The sequence below is a fragment of the Actinoplanes utahensis genome (genome assembly GCF_016862455.1).
GTDB lineage: Bacteria > Actinomycetota > Actinomycetes > Mycobacteriales > Micromonosporaceae > Actinoplanes > Actinoplanes utahensis.
On record NZ_BOMZ01000109.1, the window covers coordinates 1 to 18,291 of the forward strand.

Consider the following 18,291-nt stretch of genomic DNA (forward strand, 5'->3'; position numbering starts at 1 on the left):
GTGGGGCGGACAGCGCAATCTCCACGATCGACAAGAGGGGCGGCGAATCAGCCAGCAGGGTCACTGCTGTCTCGGAGTCGCCGAGACAGCGGTGCGACCAGCCAGAAAACCGCGGCCGGTTCGCACCGCTGTCTCAAGACGCGGGAGACAGCGGTGAGGGCCGGCCGGGCAAGATCCGACGCTGCGCGGGCAGTCCGGGCCGGACACGATCGGTGTGCTGTGGTCTCTGTCCGGGATCACCGTGAGTGGTCCGCATGGCCGTACGTTCGATAGGGCCGGAACCACCGCATTCAGCCCGGTGGCCGCGTCGCGGCCTCGACCCGGGACCACCTCGCGCGGAGACGGCGGAACGGTTGTGCTGGGCGGGGGCGGCGACGTGCGTACGACATCGGGGTGGGGAAGGACCGGAATCCGGGAGGCGCGGCAGCGACGTCGCGCCCGCACGCCTCGCGGATCCGGGGTGACCGTGAGCCGAAGGGAACCGACGGCCGGGCGGGTCAGGCGGGCGAGAGGACGATTTCGGCGCGGGCGCGGCCGGCACGTTCGCTGACGATGGCCAGGACCTCGCCGGAGGGGTCGAAGACGGCGTAGGGGCCGTCGATTCCGGCGGGGGCGAGGGGACCGCCGTGACGGAGGATGCGGGTCTCGTCGTCGGTGGCGGTGCGCTGGGGGAACGATCGGCGGGCGGCTTCGGAGAGCGGGAGGCCGATCACGTCGGGGGCGCGTTCCTCCAGGTCGGCGAGGGTGGCGGCGGTGTCGAGGGTCATGGTTCCCACGGCGGTACGGCGGAGCGCGGTCAGGTGGCCGCCGACGCCGAGGGTCGTGCCGAGGTCGCGGGCGATGGCGCGGATGTAGGTTCCCGAGGAGCAGGTGACGTCGATGTCCACGTCGATCACGTCCGGGTTCTCCGGGCGGCGGATGTCCAGGACGTCGAGACGGTGCACGGTCACCCGGCGGGCGGGGATCTCGACGGTCTCGCCCTCGCGGACCCGCTTGTAGGCGCGCTCGCCATTGATCTTGATGGCGCTGACCGCGCTGGGGACCTGATCGATCTCGCCGGTCCGGGCGGCCAGACCGGAACGGATCGCCTCGTCGGTCACCGCGCCCGCCGGAGTGGTCGCGGTCACCTCACCCTCGGCGTCGTCGGTGATCGTGGACTGGCCGAGACGGATCGTCGCGGTGTAGCTCTTCTCCGAACCGATCACATAGGTCAGCAGGCGGGTCGCCCGGTTGACGCCGATGATCAGGACACCGGTGGCCATCGGGTCCAGCGTGCCCCCGTGCCCGACTCGCCGGGTCTTCGCCAGCCGCCGAATCCGGGCGACGACGTCGTGCGACGTCATCCCCGCCGGTTTGTCCACCACGATCAGTCCGTCCGTGTTCACCCACCCACCCTATTTCCACCCGTGTACGCCTCCCCTCACCGCCCGGCCCATCCCCGCCCGGCCTTCCCATCGCCCCGGTTTTCCCGTGGCCGCCCGGCTTTCCCGTAACCGCCCCGCGGCCGGCCTCCGGAAAGGCCGGAGTTCGGAGCCGGAGGTGAGAGTGGCGGGGTCAGCGAGTGGCGGGGTCAGCGGGTCGCGCCGGGGATCAGCCAGTGGGGTGAGCGCCAGCGCCAGGTCAGGCCGGCGAAACGGGCGACGGTGAACAGCCCCAGACCGGCCCAGATGCCGGCGAGGCCCCAGTCGAAGGCGTACGAGAGCCAGATCACCGGCAGGAAGCAGAGCAGCGCCGACAGGATCGTCAGGGTACGGAGGAAGGCGACGTCACCGGCGCCGATCAGCACCCCGTCCAGGGCGTAGACGACGCCGGCGAACGGGAGCAGGCAGACGAACCACGGCCAGATGACGGCGGCCTGGGCGTGCACCGACTCGTCGGGGGTGAACCAGCCGGGGACGACCGAGGAGCCGGCGGCGGCCAGGGCGGCGAAGAGCACTGCCGCGATGCCGCCGGCCACGGTGACACGGCGGGCCACGTCGCGGGCTTCGGCGGTGTTGCTGGCGCCGAGGGCGGCGCCGACCATGGACTGCGCGGCGATCGCGACGGCGTCGAGGGCCAGGGCGGCGAAGAACCAGAGTTGCAGGGCGATCTGGTGGGCGCCGACGGCGGCGATGCCGAACCGGGACGCGACGGCGGTCGCGGAGAGGAAGCAGGCCTGGAAGGCGGCGCCGCGGATCAGCAGGTCACGGCCGAGCACCAGCTGCTGGACGATGATCGGCGGGACGGGCCGCAGGGCCCGGGTCTCGCGGATCAGGGCGAGCAGGAAGAGGGCGCCGCCGACGGTCTGGGCGGTGACGTTGGCGATGGCGGAGCCGGTCAGGCCGAGGCCGGCGGGATAGACCAGCACCGGGCAGAGGATGGCGGAGAGCACGTTGGCGCCGAGCACGATCCAGAGGGGGCGGCGGGTGTCCTGGACGCCGCGCATCCAGCCGTTCCCGGCGGCGGCGAGCAGCAGGCCGGGCGCGCCCAGCGCGGCGATCCGGAGCCATCCGGCGGCGGCCTCGGCGGTGCGTGGGTCACCGGCCAGCAGGCCGGCGAGCGGACCGGCGAAGGTGACGCCGAGCACCGCGAGGACGACCCCGGCGGTGAGGGCGAGCCAGGACGCCTGGACTCCTTCGGCGACGGCGGCGGCCCGGTCCCCGGCGCCGAAGCGGCGGGCGGCGCGGCCGGTGCTTCCGTACGCCATGAGGGTGCCGAACCAGACGGCGAACGACATCACGGTCCCGCCGACGGCGACGGCGGCGAGCGGAACCGAACCGAGATGACCGACCACGGCGGTATCGACCAGGACGTAGAGCGGCTCGGCGGCGAGCACCACGAGCGCAGGTAGTGCCAGACCGGCGATCCGGCGGGCGGTCGCGGTCGGCTGCGCGGCAGGCGGGCTCATGGTTTCCCATGATGCCCGCCTACGGGTAAGGGCCACAATGATCCCTCTTACTTACAGTGGCCCCTTAGAACACGATTACTGCCGCGTGTCCATGGATGTCTGGAGGGCACGGCGGGCCTGCTCGGCGGCGTCGTCGGCGGGCTTCGGCTCGGGCTTGGCAGCCATGAGAGGGCTTCCTTCCAACAGATGGGGGCATGCCGCAGCGACGGTGCGGATGCGGGTGCGGGCGCACCGTGGCACGGGGCGCCCGACGGTCGAGCGGGAGTCACCGGCCGGCCCGGGATCGCCGGGGCTTGTGGCGCGGGTGACTCGACCGGGCCGGTGGGCCCGGGTGGCTCGAGGTCTCGCGGCTGGCGTGTCGGTGGCGGCCGCACGAGACCAAACAACCGTTCAGGCCCAAACTAACGTTCAGTCACCGGTTCGCAGGGCTGGTTCCCGCGATCCGGGACGTGAAAAGCGGGGGCCACCCGTTCAGGGGACCCCCGCTCAGCAGGGCGGACATCGATCAGTTCAAGTGTTCGTCAAGAAGGCGACGCACCGTGGCCACCACGTCGGCGGCTTCTCCGTACCCGGTGAATCCGGCGGCCAGCCGATGCCCGCCGCCACCCTGGGCCACCGCGACGCCGCTCACGTCGACCGCGCCCTTGCTGCGCAGGGACACCGACCATTCGCCGGTGGCGACCTGCTTCACCACCACCGACACGTCCGCCTCGGCCACCGAGCGCACCGGGTCGATGAGGCTGTCCAGGACGTACGGCGGCTGCCCGTGTCGTTCCAGGTCGGCGAGGGTGGCGTAGGTCCAGACCATGCCGCGCCCGCCGGCTGCCGACTCGTCCAGCACCGCCCGCCCGATCACCTCACCGGTCAGCTTCATCGCCCCGAACGGCCGGCTGTCGAAGATCCGCCGGGAGATCTCCCCCGGCCGGATCCCGGTGGCGATCAGCCGCGCCGCCAGCTCATGAACCGATACCGTGGTCATGTCGAACTTGAACGACCCGGTGTCGGTCGCCAGAGCGACGTAGAAGCACTCGGCGATCTCCGCGTCCAGCGGCACCTTCAGGCGGCTGAGCAGCCCTTCGGCGACCACCGACGTCGCCGCCGCGTGCGGGTCGACGAGCCGGACACCGCCGAACCCGGTGTTCGACGCGTGGTGGTCGAGCACCACGCTGGCCGGGGCGGCCGCGACGCGGCTCGCGAGCGCGCCGAGGCGCGACTCGCTCGCCACGTCGAAGACGATCACCAGGCGCGGTTCGCTGAACGCCTCCGGCTCCAGCAGATCAGAACCGGGAAGAAGACGGTACGGCTCCGGCACCACGAAGTCGCCGGGGAACGTCGCCCGAACCCTGGTGAACCCCAGACGCCGCAGCCCGAGCCCGAACCCCAGCATGCTGCCGAGCGCGTCCCCGTCCGGGTTCACGTGGCAGATGAGCTGGATCTCGTCGTCGGCCCCGGTCGAGCGGACCGCCTCGACCGCGGCCGCCCAATGCTCGGCGGTCGGGCCGGACAGGGTCACCCGTTGTCCTCGCGGGCTCCGACCGTCTCGGCCTCGTCCTCGTCGTCTTCCTCGACCTTGTACGGGTCGGGGTCCCCGGCGTACTTCGCGCCGGCCGCAAGACGCTGGACCTCCTGGTCCTTGTGCCGCGCCTGCGCGAGCAGGTCGTCGATCTCCTTGACGTGGGTCTGCACGTTGTCGAGCACGAACGTCAGGCTCGGCGAGTGCCGCAGGCCCAGGGCGTGCCCGACACGGCTGCGCAGCATCCCCTTGGCGCTCTCCAGGGCCGCGGCGGTCGAGGCCTGCTCGGCGGTGTCCCCGAGAACGGTGTAGAAGACCGTGGCCTCGCGCAGGTCTCCGGTGATCCGGGCGTCCGTGATCGTCACCATGCCGAGGCGGGGATCCTTGATCTCCCGCACCAGCCGGGCCACCAGCTCCTTGATGCGCTCCGCGTGCCGGCGCGTCTTGGCTGGGTCAGACATATCGCCCACCTCCGACTGTGTATCCCGCGGGTCGTACCGCTCCCGCCCTTAACTGCTGAAGCGTACCTACCGCCTAATCGTCGTCGCCGTACAGCCGACGCTTGACGGAGAGCAGCTCGATCTCGGGACGGCCGGCCACCTGGTTCTCACAGGTGTCGACGACCGCACGGGCCTGAGCGGGCTCTCCCGCCACCACGGCTACCCCGATCAGAGCGCGGCCATGCAGGTCGTGGAAACCCACCTCGGCGACGCTGACCTCGTACTTCTTCAGCATCGCGATGATCGGGCGGACGTAGGAACGCTTCTGCTTCAGCGACTGCGAGTCACCGGGCAGGAGCAGGTCGAAGACTGCGGTCTCGGTATACATCAGCGAGCAGGGTACGCCCGCCGCGCCCCCGCGGTCAGCCGGATTTACGCGCCACCAGCACATCGCGTTCGATGCCCTGGTCCACCCGGTGCGACAGCGGCAGGTGCTCGACCAGCTCCAGCCCGTTGGCCAGCAGGATGTCCTCGGCCTGCTCACGCCCGGCCACCTTGGTGTTCCAGGACAGGCCGATCGCGCCACCCGGGCGCAGCCGCGGCAGCCACTCGGGAGCGGCCCGCTCCAGCAGGTCGAGCGGGCTCCGGGTGATCCTGCCCTCACCGTCGTGGCTGCCGTGCGCGACACCGTAGGGCAGGTCGGCGACCAGCACGTCGGCGAGGTTCCGGCCGAGCAGCCCGTCCAGATCGGTGGTGTCACCCTGGATCACGGCCAGGGTCTGCGCGCCCGCTTTGAAGTCGTCCTTGGTGGGGGCGAGTCGCACCTCCAGGCGACGGGTCCGCTTGCCGTTGGCGCGCATCGGCACCATCTCGGACGTGTGCTTCAGACGCTTGATCTTGAGCCAGGTCTGGAGGAACAGCTTGTACGCCTCGAGGTCGGTGCCGTCGATCTCCACACCGATGGCGTCGTAGCCGTACATCAGCGCCTGGTTGAGTGTGGTGCCCCGGCCGCAGAGCGGGTCCAGGACGGTGAGATCCCCGTCGAGCATCCGGCCGGCGGACGCGGAGGCGAGCACCGTGAGGTTCAGCACCAGCTTGGTGAACTGCTCGTTGGTCTTGCCGGCGTACTTCGGGATGGTGATCAGGTCACTGTCGTAGACCGCGAGCGGGCTGAGCGTCAGCGGGCGCAGCAGCTCCTCGCCGGCCCGCTCGAAGAGCGCATAGGCGGCGGACAGATTCGAGAGGTACGCGATGTCGCGCTCGCTGAGCGAGCCTTCGAACGTCAGGTACTCCACCCCGCCGAGGACGGTCACCTCGACGTCGGCCAGCCCCGACGACAGCACCGGCCCGAACGCGGCCAGCTCCGCCTGGGCGATGCGGGACGCCTGGTCGGCGTAGACGCGGTTGGCGGAGGGCGCGAGCAGCATGGCGTAGCGGGACATGCCGCCATCCTCCCAGCACCGGCAGTGTCCACCGGCGAGCGGGGTGACCCGGGAGCGTGTGACTTCCGGACGGCTGAGCGGCCGGGAGCGTGTGACTTCCGGACGGCTGAGCGGCGCCGGAAGCCAGGCGCGGAACGAGGCAGCGGCCCCGGTGCCGTAGCACCGGGGCCGCTGGAAATCGCGAAGCTTACGCCCGCGGCTTCTCGCGCATCTCCCAGGTCTCGATGACGTCGCCGACCTGCGGCGAGCCGTAACCCTGGAGCGTCAGACCACACTCGAAGCCCTCGCGGACCTCGGTGGCGTCGTCCTTGAACCGCTTGAGCGAGCTGATCGAGACGTTGTCCGCCACGACCGTGCCCTCGCGGATGATGCGAGCCTTCGCGTTGCGGCGGATGAGACCCGACCGCACCACACAACCGGCGATGAGACCGATCTTGGACGAGCGGAAGACCTCGCGGATCTCCGCGGTGCCCAGCTCGACCTCCTCGTACTCCGGCTTGAGCAGGCCCTTGAGAGCCGCCTCGATCTCCTCGATGGCCTGGTAGATCACGCTGTAGTAGCGGATCTCCACGCCGGCGCGGTCGGCCATCTCCTTGACCTTGTTCGAGGCCCGGACATTGAAGCCGATGATCGTGGCGGTCTGCTCCGACGAGGCCGACGCCAGGTTGACGTCGCTCTCGGTGATCGCACCGACGCCGCGGTGGATGACCTTGAGCTGGATCTCGTCCGGAATCTCGATCTTGAACAGCGCCTCTTCGAGGGCCTCGACCGAACCGGAGCCGTCGCCCTTGATGACCAGGGTGAGCGAAGCCTTCTCGCCCTCCTTGATGTCGCGCATCATCTCGTCGAGCGTCTTCGGGCGGCTCGAGTTGGCGAAGGTCGCCGCACGACGGCGAGCCTGCCGCTGCTCGGCGATCTGCCGCACCGTGCGGTCGTCCTCAGCCGCGAGGAACGTGTCGCCCGCGCTCGGCACCGAGGTCAGACCCAGCACCAGGACCGGACGCGCCGGACGCGCCTCGGACACCTGGTTGCCGTGCTCGTCGAGCATGGCCCGGACGCGACCGTGCGCGCCACCGGCCACGATCGAGTCGCCGGCCCGGAGCGTGCCCTTCTGCACCAGGACGGTGGCCACGGCGCCGCGACCCTTGTCCAGGTGCGCCTCGACCGCGACACCCTGGGCGGGGCCGTCGATCGGGGCGGTCAGCTCGAGCGCCGCGTCGGCGGTCAGCAGGACGGCCTCGAGGAGGTCGTCGATGCCGATGCCGGGCTTGGCCGCGACGTTGACGAACATGGTGTCGCCGCCGTACTCCTCGGCGAGCAGGCCGTAGTCGGTCAGCTGCTGCCGGACCTTGTCCGGGTTGGCGTCCGGCTTGTCGACCTTGTTCACCGCGACCACGATCGGCACGTCGGCCGCCTTGGCGTGGTTGAGCGCCTCGACCGTCTGCGGCATGACGCCGTCGTCGGCCGCGACCACCAGGATCACGATGTCGGTGACCTTGGCGCCACGGGCACGCATGGCGGTGAACGCCTCGTGACCCGGGGTGTCGATGAAGGTGATCGCCCGGTCCTCCCCCTGGTGGGGGACGACGACCTGGTAGGCGCCGATGTGCTGGGTGATGCCACCCGCCTCGCCGGCGACCACGTTGGTCTTGCGGATCGCGTCGAGCAGCTTCGTCTTACCGTGGTCGACGTGACCCATGACGGTCACCACCGGCGGCCGCGTGACCAGGCGGTCCTCAGCGATCTCGGCGTCGAGGTCGATGTCGAACTGCGCGAGCAGCTCGCGGTCCTCGTCCTCGGGGCTGACGATCACCACGGTGAAGCCCAGGTGCTCACCGAGCAGCAGCAGGGTGTCGTCGGACACCGACTGCGTGGCGGTCACCATCTCACCCAGGTTGAACATCTCCTGGACGAGCGAGCCCGGGTTCGCGTTGATCTTGTCGGCGAAGTCGGAGAGCGACGAGCCGCGAGACATCCGGACTTCTTGGCCGTTACCGCGAGGAGCACCGGAGCTCATCTGCGGAGCGGACAGGTTGTCGAACTCCTGACGCCTCTGCTTCTTCGACTTGCGGCCACGCGTCGGCCGGCCGCCGGGACGCCCGAAGGCACCCGCCGCGCCACCGCCACGGCCACGGCCACCGGGACCGCCGCCACCGGGACGACCCGGAGCGCCGGCGCCGACCGGGCCACCGGTGCCGCCACCGGGACCACCCCGGTAACCGCCACCAGCGCCGCCGCCACCACCGGGACGGAAACCGCCACCAGCGCCGCCGCCACCACCGGGACGGAAACCGCCACCGCCACCGCCGGGACCACCACGGCCACCGCCCGGACCACCGGGACGGCCTGCGCCGCCGCCGGGGCCGCCACGGCCCGCGCCGGGACCGGCGGGACGCTGCGAAGGCATCGAGGCGGGGCTGGGCCGCGGCGGCATCGAGGCAGGGCTCGGCCGCGGCGGCATGCCGGGCTGGTTGGGACGCGGCATCGAGGCCGGCGACGGACGCGAAGCGCCACCACCGGAGACACCGAACGGGTTGTTGCCCGGACCACGCGCGGGCGGCCGCGGAGCGCCGCCACCGGGGCCGGGACGGGGACCACCGGGAGCACCCGGCGTCGCGTTACGGCCGGCGGCCGGGGAACCCGGACGCGGCGGGATGTTGCCGGGACCCTGACCGGGACCCGGACGGCGGGACGGCTGCGGGGTGCCGCTCTCCGGCGAACCCTGCTTGCGCTCGGCGTCACGGGTGCGGGCTGCCTGCGCGGCCTTGACCGCGGCCTCCTGCTCCGCCTTCAGCGCCGAGGCGCGCGCCTCGGCGGCCGCCACCTCGATGTCGTGCGCGCTGGCCGGCTTGGTGACCGGGCCGGGCGTGGGGCCCGGACGGCCGGGAACCGGGGGCTTCGGCCGCACGAACGGGCCGGGCGAAGGCGCCGGGGACGTAGGAGTGTTGCTGGGCGCTCCACCCTGCGGCGGGCCCGGACGACGGGGCGGCTGCGGCCGGCCCATCGGCGGTCCCGGACGGGGGGAGGGAGAGGCGCTCGGGCCGCCCGAGGGGGCGGGAGCGCTGGACGCCGGAGCGGACGGCGACGCCGGAGCGGCGCCACCCTGCTGCAGGGCGTCGCGAAGCCGCCGGGCCACCGGGGCCTCGACGGTGCTAGACGCGGATTTGACGAACTCGCCCATCTCTTTGAGCGTGGCGAGAACGGACTTGCTGTCGACCCCGAGCTCTTTGGCGAGCTCGTGTACGCGGGCCTTTCCTGGCACTGCACTCCTCACTTCGAGGTCGTGCGAGCGCACCCGCACAGACCTCACTCGTGCACTAGAAGCCTGGTCATTTCAGGGACTTCATCGTGTGCTCATCTGGGTCGTCCTACCTTGCTAAGTCGTGACGGGGCGACAACGTCCCGTCATCGTTGGTTCCACACGGCACGGAGACCGTGCGGATGTGCTCCGCAAGCAGCTCGGGGTTAGCAAATCCAGTGAGTCGCAACGCACGCCCGAAGGCGCGACGCCGCTCTGCCTGTGCGAAGCAGGCCGGATCGGGATGCAAGTGTGCTCCCCGGCCCGGCAGCCGGCGCTTTGGATCGGGCAGAAGCCGGAGATCATCCCCAGTTCCTGCCGCGACGAACCGCAGCAATGAGTCGGCCGGCGCGCGGTTGCGGCATCCGACACAGGTTCGCGTCGGGCCGACCGAGTCCAAGTCTACCCCTCGATCGCGCCGGACGCGTATCCGGTCAGTTCCCCGCCTCGGCCGCATCACGGTCCGAGACTCCGGCGGGCTCGCTGTCCGGCCGGATGTCGATGCGCCAGCCGGTCAGCCGAGCGGCCAGCCGAGCGTTCTGACCCTCCCGGCCGATCGCCAGCGAGAGCTGGAAATCCGGCACGGTGACCCGGGCCGTCCGGCTGGCCAGGTCGACCACCTCGACCCGCAGCGCCTTGGCCGGGGAGAGCGCGTTGCCGACGAACTTGGCCGGGTCGTCCGACCAGTCGATGATGTCGATCTTCTCGCCGTGCAGCTCGCTCATGACGGCCCGCACCCGCTGGCCCATCGGGCCGATACAGGCGCCCTTGGCGTTCACGCCCGCAACGGCCGATCGCACCGCGATCTTCGTCCGGTGACCTGCCTCACGGGCGATCGCGGCGATCTCCACGGTGCCGTCGGCGATCTCCGGCACCTCGAGGGCGAACAGCTTCTTCACCAGGGCCGGGTGTGAGCGGGACAGGGTGATCTGCGGGCCGCGGAAACCCTTCGCCACGTGCACCACGATGCAGCGGATCCGGGTCCCGTGCTGGTACGGCGCCTCGCCCGGCACCTGCTCGGACTGCGGCAGCACCGCCTCCAGCTTGCCGAGGTCGACGGTCACGATGTTCTTCTCGGCGCGGGCGGCGTCGGCCTGCACCACACCGGTGACCAGGTCGCCGTCGCGGCCCGCGTACTCCCCGAAGTGCTGCTCGTCGGTCGCCTCCCGCAGGCGCTGGAGGATCACCTGCTTGGCGGTCATCGCCGCGATCCGGCCGAAGTCGTGCGGGGTGTCGTCCCACTCGCGGACCAGGGTGCCGTCCGCGTCGAACTCCTGCGCCAGCACCGAGGCGACGCCGCTCTTACGGTCGATCTCCACCCTGGCGTGGCTCTCGGCGCCCTCGGTGTGCCGGTAGGCGGTCAGCAGAGCGGTCTCGATCGCCGCCAGAATGGTCTCGAACGGGATCTCCCGCTCGCGCTCCAGGGCGCGCAGCGCCGCGAGGTCGATGTTCATTCCTCGCCCTCCCCTTCGTCGTCGTCTTCGTCGTCGTCCTCGGTGTCGTCACCGAAGTCGGCCTCGTCCATACGCTTGAACTCGATCTGGACCTTGCCCGCCCCGAGACCGGCCCATGCCAGCTCACGGGTGGTCCCGTCGACGTCCAGCACCACGCCGGCGTCGCTGGTGGCGGTCACCCGGCCCACCACGCCGCCGACCTCGACCAGCCGGCCGATGTTGCGCCGCCAGTGCCGGGGCTCGGTGAGCGGCCGGTCCACCCCGGGCGAGCCGACCTCCAGCTGGTACTCCCCCGCGAGCAGCTCGCCGCCGGCCTCCTCGGCCGTGTCGAGCGCCTCGGAGATCTCCCGGGAGATCGCCGCCACGTCATCCAGGCCGACACCACCGTCGGTGTCGACGAGCACCCGCACCACGAACCGGCGGCCGGCCCGGGACAGGTGCAGGTCCTCCAGGTCGTAACCGGCCTTGGTGACCACCGGCTCGACCACCTCACGGATCCGGGCGCGAGCGGCGCTCAGATCGACACGGGGCGGGACTGGGGTCCGGTTCTCCGGCTCCGGCCGGTTACGCCGGGTGCCGGGGCGACCACCGGGCCGGGCCCCGGCGCGACCACGCTGCGTCATCGGGCTCGACCTCTCACTAGCTTTCTCGCAGGAACGACTATATGCCGCCGGGCACTTTGCGGCCCCGCGGCTGACCCTGAGCGTAACGCGCCGGTGGGCGGGGCGGAGCAGCGCCGCTCCGAATGGTTGACTGGCCGGGTGCGCAATCACTCACGGCGGGTCTTCCTGGGTGCGGCGGCGGCCGGCTCGGCCGCGCTGGCCGGCTGCGGCCTCCTCGACGGGGAACCGGCGCCGGATCCCGCTCCGGATCCCCTGCAACCCCTGCTGGACGAGGCTCTCGCGCTGGCCGCGGCGTACGACCGGGCGATCCTCGCGCAACCCGCTCTGGCCGCCCGGCTCACCCCGATGGCCGAGGACCACCGGGCGCACGCCGCCGAGCTGGCGAAGGTGATCGGCGCGACACCGCCGTCGGCCGCCCCGTCCGCCTCGGCCGGCGCCGGCGCGGCGGAGACCGCGGCCACGCTGCGTAAGGCGGAGCTGGCGGCGCAGAAGACCGCGGTCGCGGCCTGCAAGGCGGCCCCGGCCGCACGGGCCGCCCTGACCGGCTCGATCGCCGCCTGTCGTGCCACGCATGCCGAGGGGCTGCGCTGACCGGTTAGGGTTCCGGCGTGACCGAACAACTCGCCGCCGCCCTCGCCGCCGAGGAGGCGGCCATCTATGCGTACGGCGTGATCGGCGTGCATCTGACCGGCTCCGACGAGGTGTCCCGGGCGCGCGCCGCCGAGCAGGAGCACCGGGTCCGTCGGGACGACCTGGTGGCCCGCCTGGACGAGCTCAAGGCCACCGTGCCCGCGGCGCCCGCGGCGTACGCGTTGCCGTTCGAGGTCACCGACCGGGCGACCGCGCTGGACCTGGCGATCCACGTGGAGGACGGGGTGGCCCAGGCGTGGCGGGCGCTGCTGCCGGTCACCGAGAACACGGAGCGCGTCGAGGCCCTGTCGCATTTGACCGACTCCGCGGTTCGTGCGACCCGGTGGCGGCGGATCGCGGGGGCCGTACCGCTGACCCTGGCTTTTCCCGGCCGCCCGGGAGCATGACCGGCCGCCCGGGGCATGACCGGCCGCCCGGGAACACGGAACGGGCGCCCCGGGGACCGGAACGGGGTCGACCGACGACGGGAATAGCGGAGAATGAGGGCGTGATCGCCGAGCTCGACGCCTCCACGCCTCGCGGTTCACTCGCGATCCGGCTGCGCGACGCCATCCTGGAGCGCTGGCCGGCCGAGGTCAAGGCCGTCGGGTTGTGCGGTTCGATGGCGCACGGCGACGACACCGACAGCAGCGACGTGAACGTGATCGTGGTCACCTACCGGCCCAAGACCGGGCCGAAACCCACCCAGCGACGCGTCGACGGCATCCCGGTCGACCTGCGGGTGGTGACCGCCGAGGAGGGGCTGGGCCAGGCCCGGTCGCTGACGCCGAACTGGCCGCTGCTGGCCGACGCCTTCATCACCACGTTCCCGCTGCACGACCCGGAGGACTGGTTCAAGGACCGGCGGGAGGCCCACCTCAACCTGCTCTCCGAGGCCCGGCCGATGGAGTTCACCGGCCTGGCCCGGCACAACTGGGCGATCGCCGGCGGCGCGCACACCCGGGCCGCCCGGCTCGCCCAGTGGTACGACACCGACGCCGCCCTGATCCTGATGGCCCAGGCCCGCCTGCACACCGCGCTGGTCGCCGGCCTGCTGACGCACACCCATTTCCGCAGCACCGTCGACGCGGTCAAGCACACCGGGGTGGCCGCGGCCGACATGCAGGAGCTCGGCGCGATCCTGAAGTATCAGGCGGAGGAGCTGACCGCGCGCGGCCGGCCGGTGGACGGCCGGCTCGGCGCGCTGTTCGACTGAGCGGGCTCAGGGCAGGGTCAGGATCTCGTAACCGTCGTCGGTCACCACGAGGGTGTGCTCGAACTGGGCGGTCCACCGGCGATCCTTGGTGACGACGGTCCAGCCGTCCTTCCAGATCTCGTAGTCGTGGGTGCCGAGGGTGATCATCGGCTCGATGGTGAACGTCATGCCCGGCTCCATCACGATCTTGAGGTCGGGCTTGTCGTAGTGCGGGATGTAGAGCCCGGAGTGGAAGGCCTCGCCGATCCCGTGGCCGGTGAAGTCCTCCACCACGCCGTAGCCGAAACGCCGCGCGTACGCCGAGATGACTCGGCCGATCGCGTTGACCGGGCGGCCCGGGGCGACCGCGCGGATGCCCCGCATCATCGCCTCGTGGGTCCGCTCCACCAGCAGGCGGGCCTCCTCGCTGACCTCGCCCACGCAGAACGTGGCGTCGGTGTCGCCGTGCACCCCGTTCAGGTAGGCCGTGACGTCGACGTTGATGATGTCGCCGTCCTCCAGCACGGTGGAGTCCGGGATGCCGTGGCAGATCACCTCGTTGAGTGACGTGCAGCAGGATTTCGGGAAGCCCTTGTAACCCAGGGTCGACGGGTACGCGTGATGGTCGAGCAGGAACTCGTGCACCACCCGGTCGATCTCGTCGGTGGTCACGCCCGGCTTGCAGTGCTCACCGGCCAGCTGGGTGGCCTGTGCCGCGATCCGCCCGGCGATGCGCATCTTCTCGATCGTCTCGGCGGTCTGGACGTGGGAGCCGCGCCACTGTTTCGGGCTCTTCTTGCCGACGTACTCGGGACGGACGATCTGCGCGGGGACCGGTCGCTGGGGCGATTGCCTTCCCGGCACGAGTGGGGCACGTACGGTCATGTCCACAGCCTATCCGCCCGGGAGAGCACCGACCCGCCCCGTCCTTGCCGCCCCCGGACCCCTGTGAAATCGTGTTCTGGTGGATCAAGAGGGTGTGGACCCGGACTTCTCCGCGGTGGGCGAGGTCGACGGCGACCGCGTCACCGTGACGGTGACCGGCGAGGTCGACATGGCGACCGCCGGGGAGCTCTTCCGGGCCGCCACGCCCGGCCCCGCCCGGGCCGCCACGGTGGACCTGCGGGCGGTCACCTTCTTCGACTCGGCCGCCATCCACACTCTGGTCCGCCTGGCCGAGCACTATCCGGGCACGCTGGAGGTCCTGCCGTCGGAGCGGGTGCAGCGGGTGCTGGACATCTCCGGGCTGGGCTCCCAGCCGTGGCTCAGGGTGGGCTGAGCGGCCGCCGCAGGGTGACCTCGGTGCCCTCCGGGGAACGGTGCACCGACAGCTCGGTGAGCGCCCCGATCAGGGCGAGACCGCGGCCGCGGAATCCCGGCTCGGTGGCGGGCCGCCAGCTGCCGGTGTCACGGACGGTCACCAGCACCGCGTCCGGTTGCCGCGACGCGGTCACGGTGATCACCGGCTCGGCCGGGTCGACCGGATGCTCGATCGCGTTGGCGGCCGCCTCGGAGACCGCCATGATCAGGTCGAAGGCGTCGGCCTCGAGCACGCCGTGGGCGGCCAGGAAGTCCTCCAGGCGCCGGCGCAGCACGGTGAGCCGGTCCGGTTCGGCGGGCAGCCGCAGCACGAACTCGCGTGGCTCGGTGACCTCCAGGGCGACCAGGGCGATGTCGTCGCGGCGGGTCCGCCGGGACGCCTTGGCCAGCAGGTCGTCCAGCAGGTCGTCGACGTGTTCGGTGGGTTTCGCGACGTCCACGATCAGTTCGGCGAGGCCCTCGTCGATGCCCTGCCGGCGGTCCTCGATGAGCCCGTCGGTGTAGAGCAGCAGCCGGGTGCCGGCGGCCAGCCAGGTCTCCCGGGTCGGATAGGTGACGGCGCCGAGCGCCCCGATCGGCGGGCCCAGCGCGGTGTCGTACAGGAAGGTGCCCAGCTCGCCCGGCGGGCACAGCACCGGGGACGGATGCCCGGCCGAGGAGAACCGCACCCGGCGGGTCCGCGGGTCGAACCCGACGCAGAGCACCGTCGCGAACTGCCGCCGCCCGAGCGTGTCGACGAGCCGGTTCAGGCGGCTCAGCGCGGTGCCGCAGTCGAAACCCTCCAGCAGGTACGCCCGGAGCGCGTTGCGCAGCTGGCCCATGCCCGCGGCGGCCTGCACGCCCTTGCCCACCACATCGCCGATGACCAGTAACAACTCACCGTCGGGGCCGACGATCACGTCGTACCAGTCGCCGCCGACCCGGGCCTCGCTGCTTCCCGGCACGTACCGGCCGGCCACGATGGCGCCCGGCACCCGCGGCAGGGTCTGCGGCAGCAGGCTGTGCTGCAGGGTGGAGGCGATCCGGTGCTCGCTCTCGTAGAGCCGGGCGTTGGCCAGCCGCAACCCGATCAGCCGGGCCAGCTGGGTGAGCACCGCAGGGTCGGCCGGCCCACCGGAGCCGGACCACACCAGCAGCTCACCCAGCGGCGGCCCGCCGGTGTCCGGCAGCGGCAGCACCACGTCCGGCGACGCCGAGGCGGCCGCGCCGCCGTCACGTTCGGCCCGTCCCTCGGGAGTGGTCAGAACCACCCGGCCGGCTGACGTCATGGCCTGCACGTGCCGGGCCGCGACGTCGAGCACCTCGCCGGTGGTGGGGACCGCGTTGAGGGCGACCGCCGCGTCGGCGAGCCCGCGCAGCCGGCTGACGATCTCCCGGCGCAGCTGGCCCAGCTCCAGGTTGGCCCGGACCCGGGCGATCAGTTCGCGAGTGGAGAACGGTTTGACCAGGTAGTCGTCGGCGCCGGCGGCGAGGCCCTCGACCGCGGGCTCCTCCCCCGCCCGGGCGGAGAGCACCACGATCGGCACATCCCGGGTACGCGCGTCCGCCCGCAACTTCCGGATCAGGCCGAACCCGTCCAGCCGGGGCATCATCACGTCGGTGAGCACCAGGTCGAACTGCTGCTCCCGGGCCAGCTCCAGGGCCGTCACCCCGTCCACCGCGGTCGCCACCTCCCAGTACGGCCGCAGCAGCCGGGACACGTGCTCGCGCAGGTCGGCGTTGTCGTCGGCGAACAGGATCCGGCCGCCCGGCGCCTCGGGTCCCGGCTGCGGCAGGTCCGGGCCGTCACCGGCCCACCAGGTCGCCTCGTCGACCCACAGCCGCGGTTCGACCGGGTCGCCGGACGCCGCCGGATCGTCGCTGACCCGGTCGACGGGAAGGTGGGCGGTTCCGTACGGGATCCGCACGGTGAACTCGCTGCCCTGCCCCGGCCGGCTGCGCACCGCGACGGATCCGCCGTGCAGCCCGGCCAGCTCCCGGACCAGCGCCAGCCCGATCCCGGTGCCCTCGTGACTGCGCGACCAGGCCCCGGTGACCCGGTGGAAGCGGTCGAACAGCTTGCCCTGCTCCTCCTCCGAGATACCCACGCCGGTGTCCCGGACGATCAGCTCGGCCCACCCCTCGGCGGACCGGACCCGCACCTCGATACCGCCCTCCCGGGTGAACTTCACCGCGTTGGAGAGCAGGTTGAAGACGATCTTCTCCCAGAGCTCGTGGTCGACGTGGACGCTCTCGGCCAGCGGCGGGGTGTCCACGGTGAGCGCCAGCCCGGCCCGCTCGACGGCCGGCCGGAACGTCTGCGCCAGCCGGGCGGTGTGCCCGGCCAGATCGGTGGGCCGGTAGACGGCCCGGGCCCGGCCGGACTCCATCCGGGAGAAGTCCAGCACCGTGTTGACCAGCTTGAGCAGGCGCAGCCCGTTGCGGTGCACCGGGACCAGACGGTCGTGCAACGACCCGGCCACGGCGGGGTCGTCGAGGAGGTCCTCCAGGGGACCGAGGATCAAGGTCAGCGGGGTACGGAACTCGTGGCTGACGTTGGAGAAGAAGTTGGTCTTCGCCTGATCCAGCACGGCCAGCTCGGCGGCCCGGCGGCGCTCCTGCTCGTACGCCCGGAGGTTGGTCACCGCCCGCGCGATCTGCGCCGTCGCGAGGTCGAGGAAGTCGCGGTAGCCGTCGTCCAGCGCGAGGTACCGGCTCACCCCGAGGACCAGGGCCCCGGCCGTGTCCGCGCCCGCCCGGACCGGCAGGACCAGCGCCTCCTCGGCGGCGGAGGGGGCCGGCCGGGTCACCTCGGCCAGCGGGATCCGGCCGGGACGGCCGGTGGTGATCACCGCCCGGATCGCCGGGTGCGGGTCGGGGTCGTCCAGGATCAGCGCGGCGAACGGCACGTCCTCGGCGTCGCCGGTGAGCACGGCGGCGGTGTCGGCGGCGAGCGCGGTCTCGTCGGGCGAGTCGGCCAGGCGCCGGCCGAGGGCGCTCAGGGTCCGCACCCGGCGCTCGCCGAGCACCCGGCCGGTCGTCTCGTTGACGATGCACAGGACCCCGCCGGGCACGCCGTCGTCGGAACGGACCGGGTCGTAGGAGATGTCGAAGTACGTCTCCTCGAGGAACCCGTACCGCTCGATCATGAACAGGTGGTCCCGAGCGTAGAACGCCCGATCGTTGGCGATCACCCCGTCGAACAGCTCGCGCAGCACGTCCCAGATCTCGCCCCACAGCTCCCGGCCCGGGCGCCCGAGGAAACCGGGGTGCTTGCCGCCCATCGTCTGGGCGTAGGTGTCGTTGTAGAACGTCACGTACTCCGGGCCCCAGAACAGGACGATCTGCGCTCGCGACGCCAGCATCGTGGCGACCGCGTCGACGAGCTCGCGCGGCCACGAGGACGGGTCGCCGACCGCGGTGCCGGACCAGTCCAGTGCGGACATCCGGGCGCCCATCTCGCCGCCCCGTGCGAAGGCATTGCTCAGCCGCCTCGGCAGGGCGCCCATG

The 18,291-nt window shown here is 72.0% G+C and carries 16 protein-coding genes; 4 read left to right on the forward strand and 12 right to left on the reverse strand.

The features are described 5' to 3' along the window. Positions 1–497: 497 nt before the first annotated feature. The 10 genes from truB to rimP form a co-directional block, all read right to left on the reverse strand. Complete coding sequence (gene truB, locus Aut01nite_RS38550; RefSeq protein ID WP_043532571.1) at positions 498–1,385, reverse strand: tRNA pseudouridine(55) synthase TruB; 888 nt, start codon at positions 1,383–1,385, stop codon at positions 498–500. Positions 1,386–1,570: 185 nt separating this feature from the next. Beyond that, a complete protein-coding gene (locus Aut01nite_RS38555) occupies positions 1,571–2,887 on the reverse strand; it encodes an MATE family efflux transporter (RefSeq protein WP_043532575.1) in 1,317 nt (438 codons plus the stop codon). A gap of 505 nt (positions 2,888–3,392) precedes the next feature. Beyond that, positions 3,393–4,400, reverse strand: a complete 1,008-nt coding sequence (locus tag Aut01nite_RS38560) for a DHH family phosphoesterase (protein ID WP_043532576.1) — start codon at positions 4,398–4,400, stop codon at positions 3,393–3,395. Further along, on the reverse strand, positions 4,397–4,861 hold the full coding sequence (gene rbfA / locus Aut01nite_RS38565) for a 30S ribosome-binding factor RbfA (RefSeq protein WP_043532578.1): 465 nt from the start codon (positions 4,859–4,861) through the stop codon (positions 4,397–4,399). The genes Aut01nite_RS38560 and rbfA overlap by 4 nt, the downstream gene beginning before the upstream one ends. A 73-nt stretch (positions 4,862–4,934) precedes the next feature. Then, positions 4,935–5,228, reverse strand: a complete 294-nt coding sequence (locus Aut01nite_RS38570) for a DUF503 domain-containing protein (protein ID WP_043532580.1) — start codon at positions 5,226–5,228, stop codon at positions 4,935–4,937. Between the two features lie 34 nt (positions 5,229–5,262). Continuing rightward, positions 5,263–6,282, reverse strand: coding sequence for a TRM11 family SAM-dependent methyltransferase (locus tag Aut01nite_RS38575; RefSeq protein WP_043532582.1), 1,020 nt, complete (start codon positions 6,280–6,282; stop codon positions 5,263–5,265). Positions 6,283–6,469: 187 nt separating this feature from the next. Further along, positions 6,470–9,544 carry a translation initiation factor IF-2 gene (gene infB, locus Aut01nite_RS38580; RefSeq protein WP_204037900.1) on the reverse strand — a complete coding sequence of 1,025 codons (3,075 nt, stop codon included), beginning with the start codon at positions 9,542–9,544 and terminating at the stop codon, positions 6,470–6,472. 106 nt (positions 9,545–9,650) lie between these two features. After that, positions 9,651–10,037 (reverse strand): YlxR family protein, encoded by a 387-nt coding sequence (locus Aut01nite_RS38585; protein WP_084000013.1) that lies wholly within the window; start codon positions 10,035–10,037, stop codon positions 9,651–9,653. Further along, positions 10,015–11,034, reverse strand: a complete 1,020-nt coding sequence (gene nusA, locus Aut01nite_RS38590; RefSeq protein ID WP_043532585.1) for a transcription termination factor NusA — start codon at positions 11,032–11,034, stop codon at positions 10,015–10,017. Before nusA ends, Aut01nite_RS38585 begins: the two co-directional genes overlap by 23 nt. Further along, on the reverse strand, positions 11,031–11,657 hold the full coding sequence (rimP, locus tag Aut01nite_RS38595) for a ribosome maturation factor RimP (RefSeq protein WP_043532587.1): 627 nt from the start codon (positions 11,655–11,657) through the stop codon (positions 11,031–11,033). Before rimP ends, nusA begins: the two co-directional genes overlap by 4 nt. Positions 11,658–11,795: 138 nt before the next feature. On the opposite strand from rimP, the gene Aut01nite_RS38600 reads away from it, so the two are divergent. From Aut01nite_RS38600 to Aut01nite_RS38610, 3 genes are all read left to right on the forward strand, one after another. After that, positions 11,796–12,248, forward strand: a complete 453-nt coding sequence (locus tag Aut01nite_RS38600; RefSeq protein ID WP_052164527.1) for a hypothetical protein — start codon at positions 11,796–11,798, stop codon at positions 12,246–12,248. A 17-nt stretch (positions 12,249–12,265) separates the two neighbouring features. Then, entirely contained in the window at positions 12,266–12,694 is a 429-nt protein-coding gene (locus Aut01nite_RS38605) for a ferritin-like domain-containing protein (RefSeq protein ID WP_043532589.1), read from the forward strand. A 101-nt stretch (positions 12,695–12,795) separates the two neighbouring features. Next, positions 12,796–13,503 (forward strand): nucleotidyltransferase domain-containing protein, encoded by a 708-nt coding sequence (locus Aut01nite_RS38610; protein WP_043532591.1) that lies wholly within the window; start codon positions 12,796–12,798, stop codon positions 13,501–13,503. A gap of 6 nt (positions 13,504–13,509) precedes the next feature. Here Aut01nite_RS38610 and map read toward each other — a convergent pair whose 3' ends face one another. After that, on the reverse strand, positions 13,510–14,367 hold the full coding sequence (gene map, locus Aut01nite_RS38615; protein ID WP_043532594.1) for a type I methionyl aminopeptidase: 858 nt from the start codon (positions 14,365–14,367) through the stop codon (positions 13,510–13,512). A gap of 79 nt (positions 14,368–14,446) precedes the next feature. Between map and Aut01nite_RS38620 the strand changes: the two genes are divergently transcribed. Then, the gene (locus Aut01nite_RS38620; RefSeq protein ID WP_043532596.1) at positions 14,447–14,761 is read left to right on the forward strand and encodes an STAS domain-containing protein; all 315 of its coding nucleotides are present in this window, start codon (positions 14,447–14,449) and stop codon (positions 14,759–14,761) included. Here Aut01nite_RS38620 and Aut01nite_RS38625 read toward each other — a convergent pair. Further along, entirely contained in the window at positions 14,748–18,290 is a 3,543-nt protein-coding gene (locus Aut01nite_RS38625) for a SpoIIE family protein phosphatase (protein ID WP_043532598.1), read from the reverse strand. The genes Aut01nite_RS38620 and Aut01nite_RS38625 overlap by 14 nt on opposite strands. Position 18,291 lies beyond the last annotated feature (1 nt).

What these genes read in the sequence shown, in the direction of transcription:
- Aut01nite_RS38555 (WP_043532575.1), bottom strand. Translation starts at nt 2,887, where the DNA reads ATGAGCCCGCCTGCCGCGCAGCCGACCGCGACCGCCCGCCGGATCGCC.
- rbfA (WP_043532578.1), bottom strand. Translation starts at nt 4,861, where the DNA reads ATGTCTGACCCAGCCAAGACGCGCCGGCACGCGGAGCGCATCAAGGAG.
- Aut01nite_RS38570 (WP_043532580.1), bottom strand. Translation starts at nt 5,228, where the DNA reads ATGTATACCGAGACCGCAGTCTTCGACCTGCTCCTGCCCGGTGACTCG.
- Aut01nite_RS38575 (WP_043532582.1), bottom strand. Translation starts at nt 6,282, where the DNA reads ATGTCCCGCTACGCCATGCTGCTCGCGCCCTCCGCCAACCGCGTCTAC.
- Aut01nite_RS38585 (WP_084000013.1), bottom strand. Translation starts at nt 10,037, where the DNA reads ATGCGGCCGAGGCGGGGAACTGACCGGATACGCGTCCGGCGCGATCGA.
- nusA (WP_043532585.1), bottom strand. Translation starts at nt 11,034, where the DNA reads ATGAACATCGACCTCGCGGCGCTGCGCGCCCTGGAGCGCGAGCGGGAG.
- rimP (WP_043532587.1), bottom strand. Translation starts at nt 11,657, where the DNA reads ATGACGCAGCGTGGTCGCGCCGGGGCCCGGCCCGGTGGTCGCCCCGGC.
- map (WP_043532594.1), bottom strand. Translation starts at nt 14,367, where the DNA reads ATGACCGTACGTGCCCCACTCGTGCCGGGAAGGCAATCGCCCCAGCGA.
- Aut01nite_RS38625 (WP_043532598.1), bottom strand. Translation starts at nt 18,290, where the DNA reads ATGGGCGCCCTGCCGAGGCGGCTGAGCAATGCCTTCGCACGGGGCGGC.